Here is a 14,545-nt window from a genome sequence, read left to right on the forward strand (position 1 = left end):
ACGGTCTGTGTTTTGATCCGGCGTTTGAATGAGCGGTCGCTCGGTATCTGTGGTATTCTCCACTCATTAACGTGTCGACCACCGGAGTTGCCGACCCCACCGCCTTGCGGCGTTGTGAAAGCTGCTTAAAGTGCAGGTCGCACCCTTGCGGGCGCGGACTTACGCTGACGGACAGCGACAACGCCAACTATGCCTTCTCAATCATGCGCAGTGCACCTTCCAGCCACTGCTTGTAGTCGCGCTCACGCTGCAGTGCGTGGTCGAGGATAAGGAAGTGCCCAAAATGTGCCTGCCGCTCGGCTTCACTACCAAACAATAACTGCCGGCGCATCTCGAGGTGGGCAATCTTTTCAATGTGCACGTTCAGCTGTTCGCGCAGCATCCCCGGAAGCCGGCTATCACTGGCAGAATCGATGAAGTAAAGCTTCAGCACGAACTCATCCTTACTGGCCGCCAGCTCTGGCGTTGGGGTCGCAATCCAGGTCGACAGCGCCGAACGTCCTGCTGGGGTGATGTGGTAGAGTTTCTTCTCCAATTTTGTGCCTGCAACTGTCCGCTCGTAGTCAATAAGGCCCTGTTCCTGCATCCGCGCGAGCAGTGGGTAAATCTGGCTGTGTCCCGCCTGCCAGAATTCGCCGATTTCGTCCGTGAATGCCTGCGTCAGATCATAACCCGTGCGGTTTTCCTGTGCGAGCAAGCCCAGAATGATGAATTGTAATTTACTGCGTGTTGCCATTATTTTGCACGCTCCCTTGACTCATTATGATTCTGAGTATACACTAATCCCTGTCGTTAAATATATGTCTATATTTACACGTTGATAATTACATGATTGGAGAAAACAATATGACTGACAAAAAGTTTGCAACACTCGATGATTTTCTTGGCACCCACTTTATCTACACCTACGATAACGGTTGGGAATACGAATGGTACGCAAAGAACGACCACACCGTTGACTACCGCATTCACGGCGGCATGGTCGCCGGCCGCTGGGTGAAGGATCAAGAAGCGAACATTGTGATGCTCGTTCCTGGTATCTACAAGATTGCCTGGACGGAACCAACCGGTACCGACGTCGCGCTGGACTTCATTCCAAATGAAAAGCGTCTCAACGGGACCATCTTCTTCCCGAAGTGGGTTCAGGATCACCCAGAAATCACCGTCACCTTTCAAAACGAGCACATTGACGTCATGGAAGAAGCACGCGAAAAGTACGAGACCTACCCTAAGTACGTTGTGCCTGAATTCGCGCACATCACCTACATGGGCGATGCGGGTCAGAACAACGATGAAGTCATCGCCGAAGCCCCTTACGAAGGCATGACCGATGACATTCGTGCTGGCAAGTACTACACCAGTGACTACAAGCGCATCAAGAAGTAATTAAACGTACATCACACAGGTTACTTGATTCACAACCGTAAAAAAATGGCCGCAATTTCCGATGATTGGAAATTGCGGCCATTTTGCGTTCACTCATTCTATTTGAGGTTGACAAGTCTGTCGTTGTGACGCGTACGCGTTGCTTTACAACGCGTGTTCCCGAATCGCTTTGGCGACCCCGTCGTCAACGTTCGTCGCGGTGACGACTTGTGCGGCTGCCTGCACTGCCGGAATCGCATTACCCATTGCGATACCCGTACCCGCGGCCTGAATCATCGACAGGTCATTTTCACGGTCACCGATGGCCATCACCTCTGTCATGGAGAGTCCGAGGTACTTGGCCAGGGTAGTGACAGCCTTGCCCTTGCTGACGGACTTGTTCATGAATTCCAGGAAGAACGGTTCCGAGTTAACGATGTAGTAGTCATCGTAAAAGGTAGCTGGAATCCGCTTCGTGGCCTTTGCCAGCAGCTTGGGATCATCAATTAGCATCACCTTGACGAAAGATTTATCCGCCGGAAAGCTGTCTGGCAGCCGGTAGAACAGTGGCATGTCCACGAGGTAGGCCTCGCGCACAGTGTACTTGGAAATGTCCGCATTGGCGGTGTAAAGCTGCGTCTCATCGAGCACGTGGGCGTGCACGCCGAGTGCATCCGCTAGGTCCTGAATACGCCGGTAATCTGCGTAGGTGATGGTTTCAGCCACGACCGCTTTGCCAGTATCCGTGTGCTGCACCATCGCCCCGTTACAGGAAATCGCAAAATCACCCGGGTCAGTCAAGTGCAACTGCTGCAAAAATTTGCGCACACCGGTCAGTGGCCGCCCTGAACACAGCACAACCTTGATGCCCGCGGCCTTGGCCTCCGCAACAGCCGCAATTGTGGCCGGATTCAATTCCTTCTGGTCATTCAGCAAGGTGCCATCCAGGTCGATGGCGATGAGTTTAATTGCCATGAATCTTTTCTCCTTATGGTTGATCCGTCCGCCACAGTTCAAGCTTGAAGCGACTGCCCCGTGGGTGATTGTCACTCACGGTGATCTCGGCATCATTGAGTGCGGCCAAGCGCGCAACGATGGCTAGACCGAGGCCGGTGCCCGCAATTTTCTTGGAGCGCGAGCTATCCACGCGGTAGAAGCGGTTGAAAATTTTGGCCTTGTCCACGTCACTGATTCCCATCCCCTCGTCGCTCACAGTCATGAAGACCTTGTCGCCTTCGGTTTGCACATTGACCGTGATGGTACTGTCTGCCGGTGAGTACTTGCTGGCGTTGTTCAGCAGTGCTATGAGGATTTGCTCGACGCTTTCCTCGTTGCCCAGGGCCCAAACGTTGGTGACACCAATTAGCAGCAGCTCCTGCGGCAATTGCTCCTGGTAACGCGCAGCAACCGCGTGGCACAGCGCCGAAACGTCAAAGGGCGCGGCCTCCAATTTGGCGTGATCCATGCGCGACAGCTGCAGCAAGCTCTCAATCAGATGCTGCATCTTGAGCGATTCTTCGGAGATTGTCGCCAGCGACTGCGGCACAATTTCCGGATGCTGCTCACTGTGGCGCTGAATCAGTTCGATATGGCCACGGATGGCGGCCAGTGGTGTTCGCAACTCGTGCGAGGCGTCCGAGACGAACTGGTGCTCCCGCGTCAGCTGACTGTTCAGCGAATCCAGCAGGCGGTTGAACTCAATGGTCAGGTCGTGCACTTCCAGAGGTTCGGTCGGCACCGGCAGTGCTTGACGCACGGTGTCGCTATCTTTTTGCGCAATACGGTGACTGGCCACCGTTAGGTCCACCAGTGGCTGGTTCAGCCGCCGCGCCAAAATGGTGATGAGCCAAATGCCAATCAGAATGCCGAGCAAGGAAATGCTAACGATGACTTCCAGAATCAGCTTAAAGAGCTCCACCATGTTGTTCAGACTTAACCACACTTCGTAACGGACGTGGGTGTTCTTCTCGTACACTTCGCTCTTGGTGGCGTGGTAGTAAATTCCCTGATCTGGCTGGTACTGAATATTGCGCATCAGAGACCAAGTACTGAGTTGGTCGTTCAAAAAACGCTTGGTACGGTGCGAATAGTAATAGCGCGTTTTGCCTTTACTGCGCACAACGACGCGCACAAAAGTATTGTGCGTGTTGATCGACGCCGTGTCCCGCCAGTAATCCCAGTCGGGCTTGTAATCTGAAAAGGATTTTTGCAAAACGCCCAGCAGCTGGGTCGCGTCTTCGCGCTTGTTGCGCTCCAGATGGTAGCCAACAACGCTGACGGTTGCCATCGACACAATCAGCATCAATGGGACCAAGATTCCGATGTAGGTGCGCGCCATTCGGGACGCGCTGGAGCGGGGCTTCGCTGCCTTGGCGCTTTTTTCTGTCCTAGCCATGTTGCACGTCCTCAAGCACGTAGCCTACGCCACGCACGGTGTGGATTAGTTGCGGTTGGCCACTCAGTTCGATTTTACCGCGCAGGTAGCGAATGTAGACGTCGATAATATTCGTTTGGCCGGCGTACTGCTCGCCCCACACCATGTCGAGCAGTTCATCACGCGTCAGCGTCTCGCCGGCGTGCTGCATGAGCACTTGCAGTAGCTTGAACTCACGCTGCGTGAGCTGGGTCTGCTGACCGGCGCGCGTGACCTGCCGCGTTTTGGTGTTCAGCTGCAAGTCCCCAACCGTGTACGCCGCAGCGATTTCGCGGTGCTTGCGGCGCAGAATCACGCGCAGACGCGCCAGCATTTCTTCGATTTCAAAAGGCTTGGTGATGTAGTCGTCGGCACCATTGTCGAGGCCGGCAACCTTATCCCCGACATAATCACGGGCGGTCATCATGATGATGGGAATATCATCGTGGCGACGGATGCGGCGCATGACTTCAAGACCGTCTAGTTCGGGAATCATCCAGTCGAGAATAATTAGCGACAGGCTGTCCTTATTCTCAGCGTAAGTTGCCAGCGCCTCCGTGCCGGTCGCAGCGGTCAGGACGGTATACCCCTCAAACTGCAACTCCGACTGCATGTAGGTCCGCAGCCCGTCCTCATCTTCAACCAACATTACCGTTGCACCCATGTTGTGTTCCTCCAAAAGTCATTTCTTCACTAGCACTCAGCTTAGCACGTCTTTTTTTATCCAGTGACTTTGCGCGACCGTTTTTTCTCAAAATTAAGCAACTGCGCAGTTCCGTAAGAACTGCCGCCAACCCAGCGGCTTCAGTCCGTGCTCGTTGCCAGCGCGCTCAATTCTTCTGGTCGGTAGTCCCCACTCGTCAGCCAGCCAATCTCAACCCCATAGGGCGCGTGCATGTGTTTCTTGTCAGGCCCTACAAACGGAGTCTCCAGAATCTTCGGAATTGCGGTCAACTGCGGATGGTTCGCAATGGCATAGAGCGCGTCAAAACCAATCGTCCCCGCGCCAATGTTAGCATGGCGGTCCTTACCCGCACCGCGTTCGTTCTTGGAGTCGTTGATGTGGATGATGCTGAGTTTGTCCAAGCCCACCGTGTGGTCAAACTCGTTCAGCACACCGTCGAAGTCATCGCGCACATTGTAGCCGGCGTCGTTCATGTGGCAGGTGTCCATCGTCACCCGAATTTTGTCTTGCAACTCGACTTGGTCGATGATGGCGGCCAGTTCTTCAAAACTGCGGCCCACCTCGGTGCCCTTGCCGGCCATGGTTTCCAGCGCAATGGTCACAGTCTGGTCCGCACTCAAAATTGCGTTCAAGCCGCGCGCAATCTGCGCAATGGCTGCATCTGCGCCCGCTCCCACGTGCGCACCAGGATGAAATGGCATCGTGTAAGCATGAAGTGCGTCCGCCCGCGCCACCTCCTCGCGCATGAACTGGACAGCGAAATCGTAGTTCCCAGGCTTGGTCGTGTTCCCGAGGTTGACGATGTACGGCGCGTGGATGACGAGGTGGCTCAGACCGCCAGCCGCCATGGCGTCTAGGCCCTCGGGAATGCGCATCTCGCTGACATCCTTACGGCGCGTGTTCTGCGGCGCCCCCGTGTAGAACTGCAGGCTCGTGGCTTTGTAACTCACGGCCTGTGCGACGGCCCCGGGGAACATCCCCTTACCGGACATACTGACGTTGGCACCAATTAACATGACGACTCCTCCTATATATTATGGCGTGTAATTATCTTCAGTTTAGCATTTCGGCGAAAGCCTTTGTTATCTGAATTGTGGATTGCTAGAAGTCAACCACCTTTTGATGTTGCTTCTTAGAATAAACATTTCTTATGATTTATGTCACACCCGCGAATTACGCCACAACCACGCGGGTTTGCGCCGTTATCTGAGAAATTCACAGTTTTTGCTCAGTTTTTATAAATAGCAGCAACTAGGCGGCTTCCGTAAACTAAGAAACATCGTTAAGGGAGGTTTAACCCAATGACCAAGCAGAAATTCCGGGACATTCATCCCGTTTGGGACTTTATCATCCGCACCGCGATTGCCACCGCCATTATTGTGGTACTTGTTTACCTCTACAGCTACCGCGGTGTTTCGGGCGCGCACTTCATTTACAACGAATTCTAGCCCATCACGGAGGAAGAAATTATGACCACCAGCATCATCAAACAAATTGATCAAATTGGGACGGCCCATCCGGACTGGCCCGCCTACGACTATAACGGCAGCATCAGCACGTACGGCGACCTCAAAACGGCTTCCGATGCTATCGCGGCCGACATCACCGCCCGCCAGCTCGACCGCAACCGGCCCGTCATGGTCTACTCTGACCAGACTTTTGCCACCGTCGCGGCGTTCATCGGTATTGTTAAGTCCGGCCACGCGTACATCCCCGTGGACACGCACTCACCGAGCGAGCGCCTAACCATGATTAATGAGATTGCCCAACCGGTGCTGACCGTGGCGACCAAGGAACTGCCCGTTAAGCTTGGCATTCCGGTCATCACGCCGAGCGCCCTAGACAGCCTCGTCCACTCACTGGACACCACCACACCGCAAAACTTGAAGCCAGTTACCGGCGCCGAAAACTTCTACATTATCTTCACCTCCGGCACCACCGGCCAGCCCAAAGGTGTGCAGATTAGCCACGACAACCTGCGTAGCTTCAGCGACTGGATGTTTGACTTCCGCTTGCCGGACCGCCCGCGTTTTCTCGTGCAGGCCCCCTACTCTTTTGACCTGTCCGTCATGAGTTTGTACCCAACGCTTCTGGCCGGCGGCACGCTCGTCGTACTGCCTAAGGAAGCCACAGCTAATCTCGGCGACATGTTCAAACTGCTGCCGCAATTGCGCCTGGACGTTTGGGTGTCCACCCCGTCCTTCATGGCAATGTGCCTGCTCGATCCCACCTTCGATGCGGCGCACCACCCGCAGTTGCAGCAGATTTACTTCTGCGGCGAGGAACTCACCCACCAGCTAGCCGCCAAAATTCTGACGCGCTTCCCGAACGTGGCGCTTTACAACACCTACGGCCCGACCGAGGCCACCGTCGCGGTGACGGCAGTGCAGATTACGGACGAACTACTTGACCGTTATGCTCGCCTGCCAATCGGTTACAGCAAGGCCGACACCAAGATGTCCCTGCGTCCCGGCACGATTCGCGAAGAAGACGGCCAGCAGGTCGGCGAACTACTTATTAGTGGGCCAAGCGTTTCGGCGGGTTACATTAACCGGCCCGAGAAGACGGCCAGCGTGTTCAGCACCGAAGATGGCCGCCGCACTTACGCGTCCGGTGACCTGGGCTTTCTCGACGAGCATGGCCTCATCTTCTACCGCGGCCGGACCGATTTCCAAATCAAAATGAACGGCTACCGCATCGAACTAGAGGAAGTGAACCACTACCTCAACGGTTCTCAATACATTAAGCAGGCTGTGGCCGTGCCGAAGTACAACCAGGACCACAAGGTCAGCCAACTGCTTGCCTTCGTTGTTCCCACCGAAGATGCCAAATTATCCGGTCTTGAGCTCACCCGCGCCATCAAGGCGGAACTGGCCGGGCAGATGATGGACTACATGATTCCGCAACGTTTCGTCTACCGCGAGCAGCTGCCGCTCACGCAGAACGACAAGGTCGCGGTTAAACTGCTGATTAGCGAGGTTAACAACCATGCCTAGCATGCAGCCATACGCGAACCCGCGCTACTTCGTCATTCTCATTGCCGCCCTGTTGCCGGTCATCATCGGCTTACTGCGTGGGCGGCGCCACCGCAACTACGAGAGCTTCGTCGCCTTGATCTTCATCATCGCGATGTTTGGTGGCGACAAATGGCAACAGGGAGTCGCCCTGATTGCCTACGTCATCTGGCAGCTGCTGCTCGTGGTCTGCTACGGCAAATACCGGCAAACTAAGAATGCTGGGCCAATTTATTACACCGTTTTACTCGCGAGCATTGCACCGCTGGCCATCGTCAAACTCACCCCGGTATTCAGCCCGCAGCCGAGCTTAATTGGTTTTCTGGGGATCAGTTACCTGACCTTTAAGTCGGTACAAACCGTCATGGAACTGCGCGACGGCACCATCAAGCAGATCGACCCGCTGTTCTTCCTGCGTTTCCTGTTGTTCCTGCCGACCATCTCCAGTGGTCCAATCGACCGCTACCGGCGCTTTGCAAAAGACTACAACGGCGTGCCAAAGCAGGATGAATACCTCGAGATGCTGCGTAAGGGTGTGCGCTACCTCTTCCAAGGCTTCGCCTACAAATTCATCATTGGTTACGTCTTTGGCACCTTGATGTTGCCGCGCGTGGCCCACATGGCCCTCATGCAACGTAGCGCAATGGGCGGCACCGGCATTTCCTGGGCGCTTGTTGCCTACATGTACGTCTACAGCATGTACCTCTTCTTTGATTTTGCCGGTTACAGCTTGTTCGCACTGAGCATCTCGCAATTCTGCGGCATCAACACACCGGTCAACTTCAACCAGCCGTTCAAAGCCAAGAACATCAAGGATTTCTGGAACCGTTGGCACATGAGTTTGTCCTTCTGGTTCCGCGACTTCGTCTTCATGCGGGTCACCTTCATGATTATGAAGAAGCGCTGGTTCAAAAACCGCGTGCGCGTCTCCCAGTTGGCCTACCTGATCAACTTCCTGGTCATGGGTTTCTGGCACGGCGTCACCTGGTACTACATCGTTTACGGCTTGTTCCACGCCGGCGCCATTATCATCAACGATTACTGGCTGCGTTACAAAAAGGGCAAAAGCCTGCCTAGCAACCGCTGGACCGGTGCCCTGGCCATCTTCGTTACCTTCAACGTCGTCTGCTTCAGCTTCCTGATTTTCTCAGGCTTCCTGAACACGCTGTGGTTCACCCACGCCATTCGTTAACACATTCGCATTTAATAAGGAGAAATAGATTATGGACACGAAAGAAACCGTATTGAACATTTTGCAAGAACTCACTGGTGAAGATTTGCACGACAAGATGGACGAAGACATCTTCGCCACCGCCCTCCTAGACTCCATGGACACGGTGCAGATGGTGCTGGAACTGGAAGAGCAGTTGGGGGTGCAGATTCCGGTGTCCGAGTTCGACCGCGACCAGTGGTCCACAGCCAGCAAAATCACCGCACAAGTTGAGGCCCTTCAGTAATGAAACGCAAACTGTGGCTCATTTTCGGGCCCGTCGTCTGCGCCTGCGTGCTGGTGTTCGGCACGCTCCTCATGCCGCTCCACTTCGGCAAACCCGCCCCCAAGAAATTGGCTGCCGCCGCGGTGTCCCTCAACCAGGACGTCCTGCTCGGCGGTACCATCAAGAACCACGCGGTGGGCGCCGATTACGTGCCGTTCATCGACTCGTCCGAGTTGTCCCGCATGGACCCCTTCCACCCCAGCGTGCTCGCGGCCAAGTACGGCGGCTACAAAACGCTCCTGCTCGGCGGTCCCGGCACACAGTCACTGACGCAGTTCGTCGATAACCAAAGCATGTTCAAACGCTTGCGGAATCGCAAGATTGTTTTCATCATCTCGCCGCAGTGGTTCACCCCTGGTGGCCAGCGCCGGGATGCCTTTGCCTATTACTACTCACCGATGCAGCTAACCAGCTGGCTGCTCGGCAAACGTGGCGGCGCCGCCGATCGTTACGCCGCCCGCCGCATTCTGCAAATGGGCAACACCTCCGGAACCGTCCGGCAAGGCTTGCTCAGTGTCGCCGCCGGCCAGAAACTGCCGCAGTGGCAGCGTCACCTGCTGAAGGCCCACTTGCAGATTCTGCACAACGAAGACGGCTTGTTCAGCCGGTTCGCCTCTGTTAGCAAGAACGCCACGCGCATTAGTAAGGCAGAAAAGAAGCTACCTGCAAGTGCCACGGACGCACAGCTCGACAAGCTCGCCGGCAAAATGGGCGCGCACGCTAGTCGTGGAAACGACTTCGGTATAAGTGACAAGTTCTTCGACTCGCGTCTGCGCGGTAAAAAAATTGTGCGGCTGCAAGGCAGTCAAGCCAGTTTCGACTACCGCCGCTCACCCGAATACAGTGACTTCCAGTTGCTTCTGCGTAATTTTGCCCAGAACAACATCACTGTCCAGTTTGTCATCCCGCCGGTCAACGCCAAGTGGGCAGCCTACACTGGCCTGCGTGACGATATGTTGACGCAGACGGTCAGCAAGATTAAGCACCAACTGAGTGCTCAAGGCTTCAATCACGTCCTCGACATGAGTCGGGACGGCAAGAAGGCCAGCTACATGGAAGACACCATCCATCTAGGCTGGCGCGGCTGGGTCGACGTCGACAAGACGGTCCGCCCATTTATCAAGCAAAAGCAAGCAACGCCGCACTACCACATCAGTAATTACTACCTCACACGCAGCTGGCAACAGCACGTAGGTGAGTAAGATGCGCCGCAGACGACATGCACAGCGCCGTGGGTACAGCTGGTACCTACTGCTGCTGTGCATTCTGCTTTTGATGGGCATCGCAGCTGGCGCGCTGGTGCACAAAACCTGGCGAGATGGCAATAACGGTAGCGGCATGCCGAGCCTGCTCCATATTCAGGACGCGGCAACACGGCAGACAGCGCAGCGGCTGCAAAATATTAATTTTGCCGGCACCGTACTGGTCATTAAAAACGGCCGTACAGAGCTGTCGCTGAGTCGCGGCTATGCGGACAAAGCCAGCAAGCGCGTCAACGCGCCGCACACCAGTTACGAGATTGATTCCGTGCAAAAGTCGCTCACCGCAGCTTTGATCATGCAGGAGATTAAAGCTGGCAAATTGAAACTCAGCACCAAGTTGAGCAAGTTCTACCCGCAAGTGCCTGGTAGCCGCCACATCACCATTCGCCGCATGCTCGACATGACGTCCGGTCTCTACTGCCCGTCGTTTGTCATGCCCACCTACAAGAGCGATGCGCAAGTCGTGCAGCAATACATTCAGCACGTGCGCTTCAATACGGCGAAAATGAATACCTGGCAGTACCAACCGGTGAACTACAATTTACTCGCCGGTATTTTGCACAAAGTGACGGGGCAAGCGTACGCCCGTCTACTCACACGGCGAATACTGCTGCCAATGCATTTGGACGAAACCCATTTTGCCTACCAAAATGGTCCGGAGAGCGCAACGGGCTACACTTGGCACAATAACGCGCCGAACTACGCGGCACCGTTTCGCACCACCCACACCGCTGAACACTACGAACTCGGCACCGGCCAACTGTTCATGACGGCCGGCGATTTGTACCGCGCGGAGGCTGCAGTTGTCTCCGGTAAGCTACTAGGCGCAGCCGCCAGCAACATCCTGCACCACGGTGGCAGCATTAGCACCTACGCCGGCGGACTGTACCACAACCAGCGCTATTACTTCGCGAACGGTTACGACTACGGTTTCTCTACCTTTGTGCGCATTAGCCCAAACGGAAAGAATGCGGTCATTGTCATGTGCAACGCGCAGGCCAGTGATCACCGCTTCAAGCAGTTGGCGGATGATTTGGCGGCGGAGTATGTATAAACCAGTTACTAGCTTCAACTTAAAAGCAGGCCCTTGGACTATGGAGGACCTGCTTTTTCGGCGTATTTTTACCATGCGTCATCATCGGAACAAAACACTATAGAGTTAACCCGTCCTGCTCTTATCAACCAGCAAACGGGCACCCCCCAAGAAGGCGCCCGTCACGCAACTACGAACCTTGCACTCAAATCTCTGCGGCACTCAAGTACTGGCTTTCAATCGCCCGCGACATCTTCTTGAAGCGGCGCTTGCGCAGCCACCCCAACAAGAACCCAGAAGCCCGATTGTTGGCCTCGACCCGCTGGTTCACGGCCTGGATGGTTTCCTCGTAGTGCAGGGCCGTGCGCCCATCCCCGCAGTCAGTGAGTTGGTAGAGCACCGTGTACTCGTTGCGCCCAGTGCGCATCCGGTACCCGTAATTTTTAGCGGGCAAGCAGATGTTGATGCGAAAATGGGCCATCTGCCCGTTTGGCATTGTTTTGCGGTAATGGAAGTTGTTCAGACGCAACGCCGAGATGTTGCGACCGGTACAGGTTTGGATGTCGTACAGCGCCGACTCAATCAACTGGTTAAAGAAGTAGTCCACAGGGACCGCGAGTTCCATATCAATCTGCATGCGGCGCACGTCCTTTCTTTTTTTCCTGCCGGCGGTTCATCTCTTCGTAGTGCAAAACTTTGCGGTTAGCCCGCAAAAGCAGGAACCCCCACGCGAGGAGGACGCCACCGATTGCCAGCAGCGGCAAGTACAAAATGCGGCCACCCAGCGGGCTGAACATGATGATGAGTAATCCGGCGGAGATGAGTATCAGTGCCGTTTTGTTTTTCATTTTGCGTCCTCCCTTCGCAGTGTCTGGCAAAATGTTAGTCCTTAGACGCCATCTTCACACCCGCGAGGTGCGGGCCGGTGCCACTTACCGGCATTTCTTCTTCCGCTTCGACCGTTTGGCCCATACGGTTGGCCGCCTTCACGAATGGCACATAGATCATGAAGCCGACAAACATGTTGAAGAGTTGCAGGATTGGTGCTCGCCAGTCCATGGTGGCAATCAGTGAGTTAATTACCGGTGGCATCGACCACACGATTTGCGTCTTCACTGGTGATACCAGCCCCAGCGTCATGGCGCCATACGCGATGGACACCATCACCACTGGTGCGAGCAGGAACGGAATGAAGTAGATTGGGTCCAGCACAATTGGCAGTCCAAACATCACTGGCTCGTTCACGTTGAAGAATCCTGGTGCTAGTGACAGTTTCGCCACCGCCCGCTGGTCGTCACGCTTGGAGAACATCATGATGGCCAGCAGCAATAGCAAGGTGCTCCCCGCCCCACCAATCCAGGCGTAAAGGTCAAAGGCGTTGCGCGTCCACATGTATGGCAAGTCTTTGCCCTGCGCAAACGCATTGATGTTGGCAATCTGGGCGGTGAGCCAGATGGAATCCAGCACCGGTCCCAGAACGTTGGTACCGTGCAGCCCGAAGAACCAGAAAACTTGTACCAGTACCGTCATGAGTAGAACCGCCCAGAAGCCTTGGGACATCCCCAGCAGTGGTTCCTGGATGGTCTTACTGATGAATTCAATGACCGTGCCCACGTTCAGTTTGCTAAATGCCCAGGTGATGACCCCGGCAAGGTAGAACGCACCCGTTGCGGGCACAATCCCGGTGAAGGCCTTCGCGATTGCCGGTGGCACCGACTCTGGCATTTTGATGGTGATGTTCTTCTTCATCAGGAAAATGTATGCGGCCACCGCGATGCCGCCCATGATCATCACGGTGAAGAAACCGTTCGCCCCGAAGAACTGGCCAAAGTTGAAGTAACCCCAACCTGATACTGACTTGCCGGCCACCGCCGCACCGGCTGTGGAAAGGATGTCGGCACTGCCCTTGCTGAGCGCTTTGCCGAGCGTAATGGTGAAGGTCTGCGGCAAACTCATCAGGAAGGTGCCGAGGGTCACAATGCCGGCGGTAATCGGTTCAACCTCATACTGCACGGCCATCTGGTACCCGAAGATGAAAGCAAAAATTAACCCCAAGATGGCCAGTGAGCCGGTCCAAACCTGCCCATTAATGGCGATAATAGGTTGCATCGAGTTCACGAACCCGGTCCAACCAAACTGGGTCGGCAAGTCGCGCAGCAGCGCATTCAGGATGGTCGCGACTGCCCCAGCCATGGTTGCCGGCATAATTGCAATGAAGGCGTCACGCAATGCAACCAGCCAGCGAATCGAGCCGATTTTGGATGCAATTGGCACCACATGCTTGTTGAGCCATTCAATAAATGTATTCATGATTTCGTCACTCCTTTTGATGAGCGACAGGGTGCAGCCGCGGCCCACATGCCGTCTCTACGCTGCCCCTTCGCCCGACGTTTACGGATACAAACGATTTTGTGGCATCATGCACATTCCTCCTCCATAAATAATTGCTTAAGCTTTCTATAATCTAAGCGTACTAAGTTGCCCCTATCCAGTTCAAGCCTTTTGGCCAAAAAATTAATAATGTGCATCAATGTTTATTTATGGTCCTGACAGTGCTTACTTCTGTGGTTAACAGCACGCGTGTGGCTTGCTATAATAGCGCTATCAGTTCACGCGGAATTTAGGCGCGAACACCGCACACGACGCCCAAAAGGCGTAAGCTAAACTGTAGAGGTGACAACATGGGATTAGAAATTGGACGATACATTCAGGACACGCGCAAGCGCCACAACGTCTCCGCAAGCGACCTCGCGGCAGCGCTGAAGGTTCCGGATTCATACCTGACCAAGTGGGAACTGGATAACAGCTTCCCCAACATGGATGCGCTCAATGCCATCGCCGCCGTCATCGGCTGCGATGTGCGCGAGTTGCTCGGCATGAAGGAAAAACGCGGCGCCGACTGGTTGCACCCCTTCGCGAAGAAAGACGCCATTTACTGGCATGTACAGGGTAATGTGCACCGCCAGGAAGCGCTCGGCATTCTCGTGCAGATGGTCGCGGACATGACGCCTGACGAGCATCCCGTCCGCAAGTCGATGGACAAGTACTACTCGCTGCTCATGACCAAGAAGGGCACAACGGTCGACTTCATCATCGACACGCAAAACAGCGAGCTCGCCACGGTCATGGCTCAAACGGGTATCCACCTGAGTCAGGCTAACCAGGACCGCTACCAGCAGCTCGTCAAGATCAGCCGCGAGCGCTTTGGGGTGAAATAGAACTTCTGTGTTCAGCAAAGTTGATTGCTGGACACTTTTTTTGCGCAAAATTAGGCGGC

At 54.9% G+C, this 14,545-nt stretch carries 16 protein-coding genes; 8 read left to right on the forward strand and 8 right to left on the reverse strand.

All coding sequences use genetic code 11. The features are described 5' to 3' along the window. Nucleotides 1-187: 187 nt before the first annotated feature. Entirely contained in the window at nucleotides 188-736 is a 549-nt protein-coding gene (locus EKM97_RS06015) for a PadR family transcriptional regulator (protein ID WP_125571489.1), read from the reverse strand. Between the two features lie 110 nt (nucleotides 737-846). On the opposite strand from EKM97_RS06015, the gene EKM97_RS06020 reads away from it, so the two are divergent. After that, nucleotides 847-1,386: a phenolic acid decarboxylase gene (locus EKM97_RS06020; protein ID WP_125571490.1), complete on the forward strand. Its 540-nt coding sequence runs from the start codon at nucleotides 847-849 to the stop codon at nucleotides 1,384-1,386. Between the two features lie 144 nt (nucleotides 1,387-1,530). Here the strand turns inward: EKM97_RS06020 and yidA are convergent, their stop codons facing one another. From yidA to EKM97_RS06040, 4 genes are all read right to left on the reverse strand, one after another. Continuing rightward, a complete protein-coding gene (yidA, locus tag EKM97_RS06025; RefSeq protein WP_125571491.1) occupies nucleotides 1,531-2,340 on the reverse strand; it encodes a sugar-phosphatase in 810 nt (269 codons plus the stop codon). A gap of 13 nt (nucleotides 2,341-2,353) precedes the next feature. Further along, the gene (locus EKM97_RS06030; protein ID WP_125571492.1) at nucleotides 2,354-3,760 is read right to left on the reverse strand and encodes a sensor histidine kinase; all 1,407 of its coding nucleotides are present in this window, start codon (nucleotides 3,758-3,760) and stop codon (nucleotides 2,354-2,356) included. Next, the gene (locus tag EKM97_RS06035; protein ID WP_125571493.1) at nucleotides 3,753-4,442 is read right to left on the reverse strand and encodes a response regulator transcription factor; all 690 of its coding nucleotides are present in this window, start codon (nucleotides 4,440-4,442) and stop codon (nucleotides 3,753-3,755) included. Before EKM97_RS06035 ends, EKM97_RS06030 begins: the two co-directional genes overlap by 8 nt. A gap of 140 nt (nucleotides 4,443-4,582) precedes the next feature. Beyond that, nucleotides 4,583-5,479, reverse strand: coding sequence for a deoxyribonuclease IV (locus EKM97_RS06040; RefSeq protein WP_125571494.1), 897 nt, complete (start codon nucleotides 5,477-5,479; stop codon nucleotides 4,583-4,585). 285 nt (nucleotides 5,480-5,764) lie between these two features. Here EKM97_RS06040 and EKM97_RS06045 point away from each other — a divergent pair, with 285 nt between their 5' ends. Genes EKM97_RS06045 through EKM97_RS06070 form a run of 6 tightly spaced genes read left to right on the forward strand, consistent with a single transcriptional unit; the run spans nucleotide 5,765 to nucleotide 11,289 of the window. Beyond that, nucleotides 5,765-5,911 (forward strand): teichoic acid D-Ala incorporation-associated protein DltX, encoded by a 147-nt coding sequence (locus EKM97_RS06045; RefSeq protein WP_125571495.1) that lies wholly within the window; start codon nucleotides 5,765-5,767, stop codon nucleotides 5,909-5,911. Between the two features lie 21 nt (nucleotides 5,912-5,932). Continuing rightward, nucleotides 5,933-7,459: a D-alanine--poly(phosphoribitol) ligase subunit DltA gene (dltA, locus tag EKM97_RS06050; RefSeq protein WP_125571496.1), complete on the forward strand. Its 1,527-nt coding sequence runs from the start codon at nucleotides 5,933-5,935 to the stop codon at nucleotides 7,457-7,459. After that, nucleotides 7,452-8,669 carry a D-alanyl-lipoteichoic acid biosynthesis protein DltB gene (dltB, locus tag EKM97_RS06055; RefSeq protein WP_125571497.1) on the forward strand — a complete coding sequence of 406 codons (1,218 nt, stop codon included), beginning with the start codon at nucleotides 7,452-7,454 and terminating at the stop codon, nucleotides 8,667-8,669. The genes dltA and dltB overlap by 8 nt, the downstream gene beginning before the upstream one ends. A gap of 31 nt (nucleotides 8,670-8,700) precedes the next feature. Further along, nucleotides 8,701-8,934 (forward strand): D-alanine--poly(phosphoribitol) ligase subunit DltC, encoded by a 234-nt coding sequence (gene dltC / locus EKM97_RS06060; RefSeq protein WP_125571498.1) that lies wholly within the window; start codon nucleotides 8,701-8,703, stop codon nucleotides 8,932-8,934. Next, nucleotides 8,934-10,175 (forward strand): D-alanyl-lipoteichoic acid biosynthesis protein DltD, encoded by a 1,242-nt coding sequence (gene dltD / locus EKM97_RS06065; RefSeq protein WP_125571499.1) that lies wholly within the window; start codon nucleotides 8,934-8,936, stop codon nucleotides 10,173-10,175. The genes dltC and dltD overlap by 1 nt, the downstream gene beginning before the upstream one ends. A gap of 1 nt (nucleotide 10,176) precedes the next feature. Next, a complete protein-coding gene (locus tag EKM97_RS06070; protein ID WP_125571500.1) occupies nucleotides 10,177-11,289 on the forward strand; it encodes a serine hydrolase domain-containing protein in 1,113 nt (370 codons plus the stop codon). Nucleotides 11,290-11,473: 184 nt separating this feature from the next. On the opposite strand, the gene EKM97_RS06075 is transcribed toward EKM97_RS06070, so the two are convergent. Genes EKM97_RS06075 through EKM97_RS06085 form a run of 3 tightly spaced genes read right to left on the reverse strand, consistent with a single transcriptional unit; the run spans nucleotide 11,474 to nucleotide 13,578 of the window. Further along, a complete protein-coding gene (locus EKM97_RS06075; RefSeq protein ID WP_125571501.1) occupies nucleotides 11,474-11,905 on the reverse strand; it encodes a DUF3284 domain-containing protein in 432 nt (143 codons plus the stop codon). Then, the gene (locus EKM97_RS06080) at nucleotides 11,895-12,116 is read right to left on the reverse strand and encodes a hypothetical protein (RefSeq protein WP_125571502.1); all 222 of its coding nucleotides are present in this window, start codon (nucleotides 12,114-12,116) and stop codon (nucleotides 11,895-11,897) included. Before EKM97_RS06080 ends, EKM97_RS06075 begins: the two co-directional genes overlap by 11 nt. A gap of 34 nt (nucleotides 12,117-12,150) precedes the next feature. Next, complete coding sequence (locus EKM97_RS06085) at nucleotides 12,151-13,578, reverse strand: PTS sugar transporter subunit IIC (RefSeq protein WP_125571503.1); 1,428 nt, start codon at nucleotides 13,576-13,578, stop codon at nucleotides 12,151-12,153. Nucleotides 13,579-13,949: 371 nt separating this feature from the next. Here EKM97_RS06085 and EKM97_RS06090 point away from each other — a divergent pair, with 371 nt between their 5' ends. Further along, a complete protein-coding gene (locus EKM97_RS06090; RefSeq protein ID WP_125571504.1) occupies nucleotides 13,950-14,486 on the forward strand; it encodes a helix-turn-helix domain-containing protein in 537 nt (178 codons plus the stop codon). Nucleotides 14,487-14,545 lie beyond the last annotated feature (59 nt).

It is taken from the genome of Lacticaseibacillus songhuajiangensis, from assembly GCF_003946025.1.
Lineage (GTDB): Bacteria > Bacillota > Bacilli > Lactobacillales > Lactobacillaceae > Lacticaseibacillus > Lacticaseibacillus songhuajiangensis.

Excerpts from the sequence above, each read along its gene's own strand:
- EKM97_RS06015 (WP_125571489.1), bottom strand. The coding sequence starts at position 736 with ATGGCAACACGCAGTAAATTACAATTCATCATTCTGGGCTTGCTCGCA.
- EKM97_RS06020 (WP_125571490.1), top strand. The coding sequence starts at position 847 with ATGACTGACAAAAAGTTTGCAACACTCGATGATTTTCTTGGCACCCAC.
- yidA (WP_125571491.1), bottom strand. The coding sequence starts at position 2,340 with ATGGCAATTAAACTCATCGCCATCGACCTGGATGGCACCTTGCTGAAT.
- EKM97_RS06030 (WP_125571492.1), bottom strand. The coding sequence starts at position 3,760 with ATGGCTAGGACAGAAAAAAGCGCCAAGGCAGCGAAGCCCCGCTCCAGC.
- EKM97_RS06035 (WP_125571493.1), bottom strand. The coding sequence starts at position 4,442 with ATGGGTGCAACGGTAATGTTGGTTGAAGATGAGGACGGGCTGCGGACC.
- EKM97_RS06040 (WP_125571494.1), bottom strand. The coding sequence starts at position 5,479 with ATGTTAATTGGTGCCAACGTCAGTATGTCCGGTAAGGGGATGTTCCCC.
- EKM97_RS06045 (WP_125571495.1), top strand. The coding sequence starts at position 5,765 with ATGACCAAGCAGAAATTCCGGGACATTCATCCCGTTTGGGACTTTATC.
- dltA (WP_125571496.1), top strand. The coding sequence starts at position 5,933 with ATGACCACCAGCATCATCAAACAAATTGATCAAATTGGGACGGCCCAT.
- dltB (WP_125571497.1), top strand. The coding sequence starts at position 7,452 with ATGCCTAGCATGCAGCCATACGCGAACCCGCGCTACTTCGTCATTCTC.
- dltC (WP_125571498.1), top strand. The coding sequence starts at position 8,701 with ATGGACACGAAAGAAACCGTATTGAACATTTTGCAAGAACTCACTGGT.
- dltD (WP_125571499.1), top strand. The coding sequence starts at position 8,934 with ATGAAACGCAAACTGTGGCTCATTTTCGGGCCCGTCGTCTGCGCCTGC.
- EKM97_RS06070 (WP_125571500.1), top strand. The coding sequence starts at position 10,177 with ATGCGCCGCAGACGACATGCACAGCGCCGTGGGTACAGCTGGTACCTA.
- EKM97_RS06075 (WP_125571501.1), bottom strand. The coding sequence starts at position 11,905 with ATGCAGATTGATATGGAACTCGCGGTCCCTGTGGACTACTTCTTTAAC.
- EKM97_RS06080 (WP_125571502.1), bottom strand. The coding sequence starts at position 12,116 with ATGAAAAACAAAACGGCACTGATACTCATCTCCGCCGGATTACTCATC.
- EKM97_RS06085 (WP_125571503.1), bottom strand. The coding sequence starts at position 13,578 with ATGAATACATTTATTGAATGGCTCAACAAGCATGTGGTGCCAATTGCA.
- EKM97_RS06090 (WP_125571504.1), top strand. The coding sequence starts at position 13,950 with ATGGGATTAGAAATTGGACGATACATTCAGGACACGCGCAAGCGCCAC.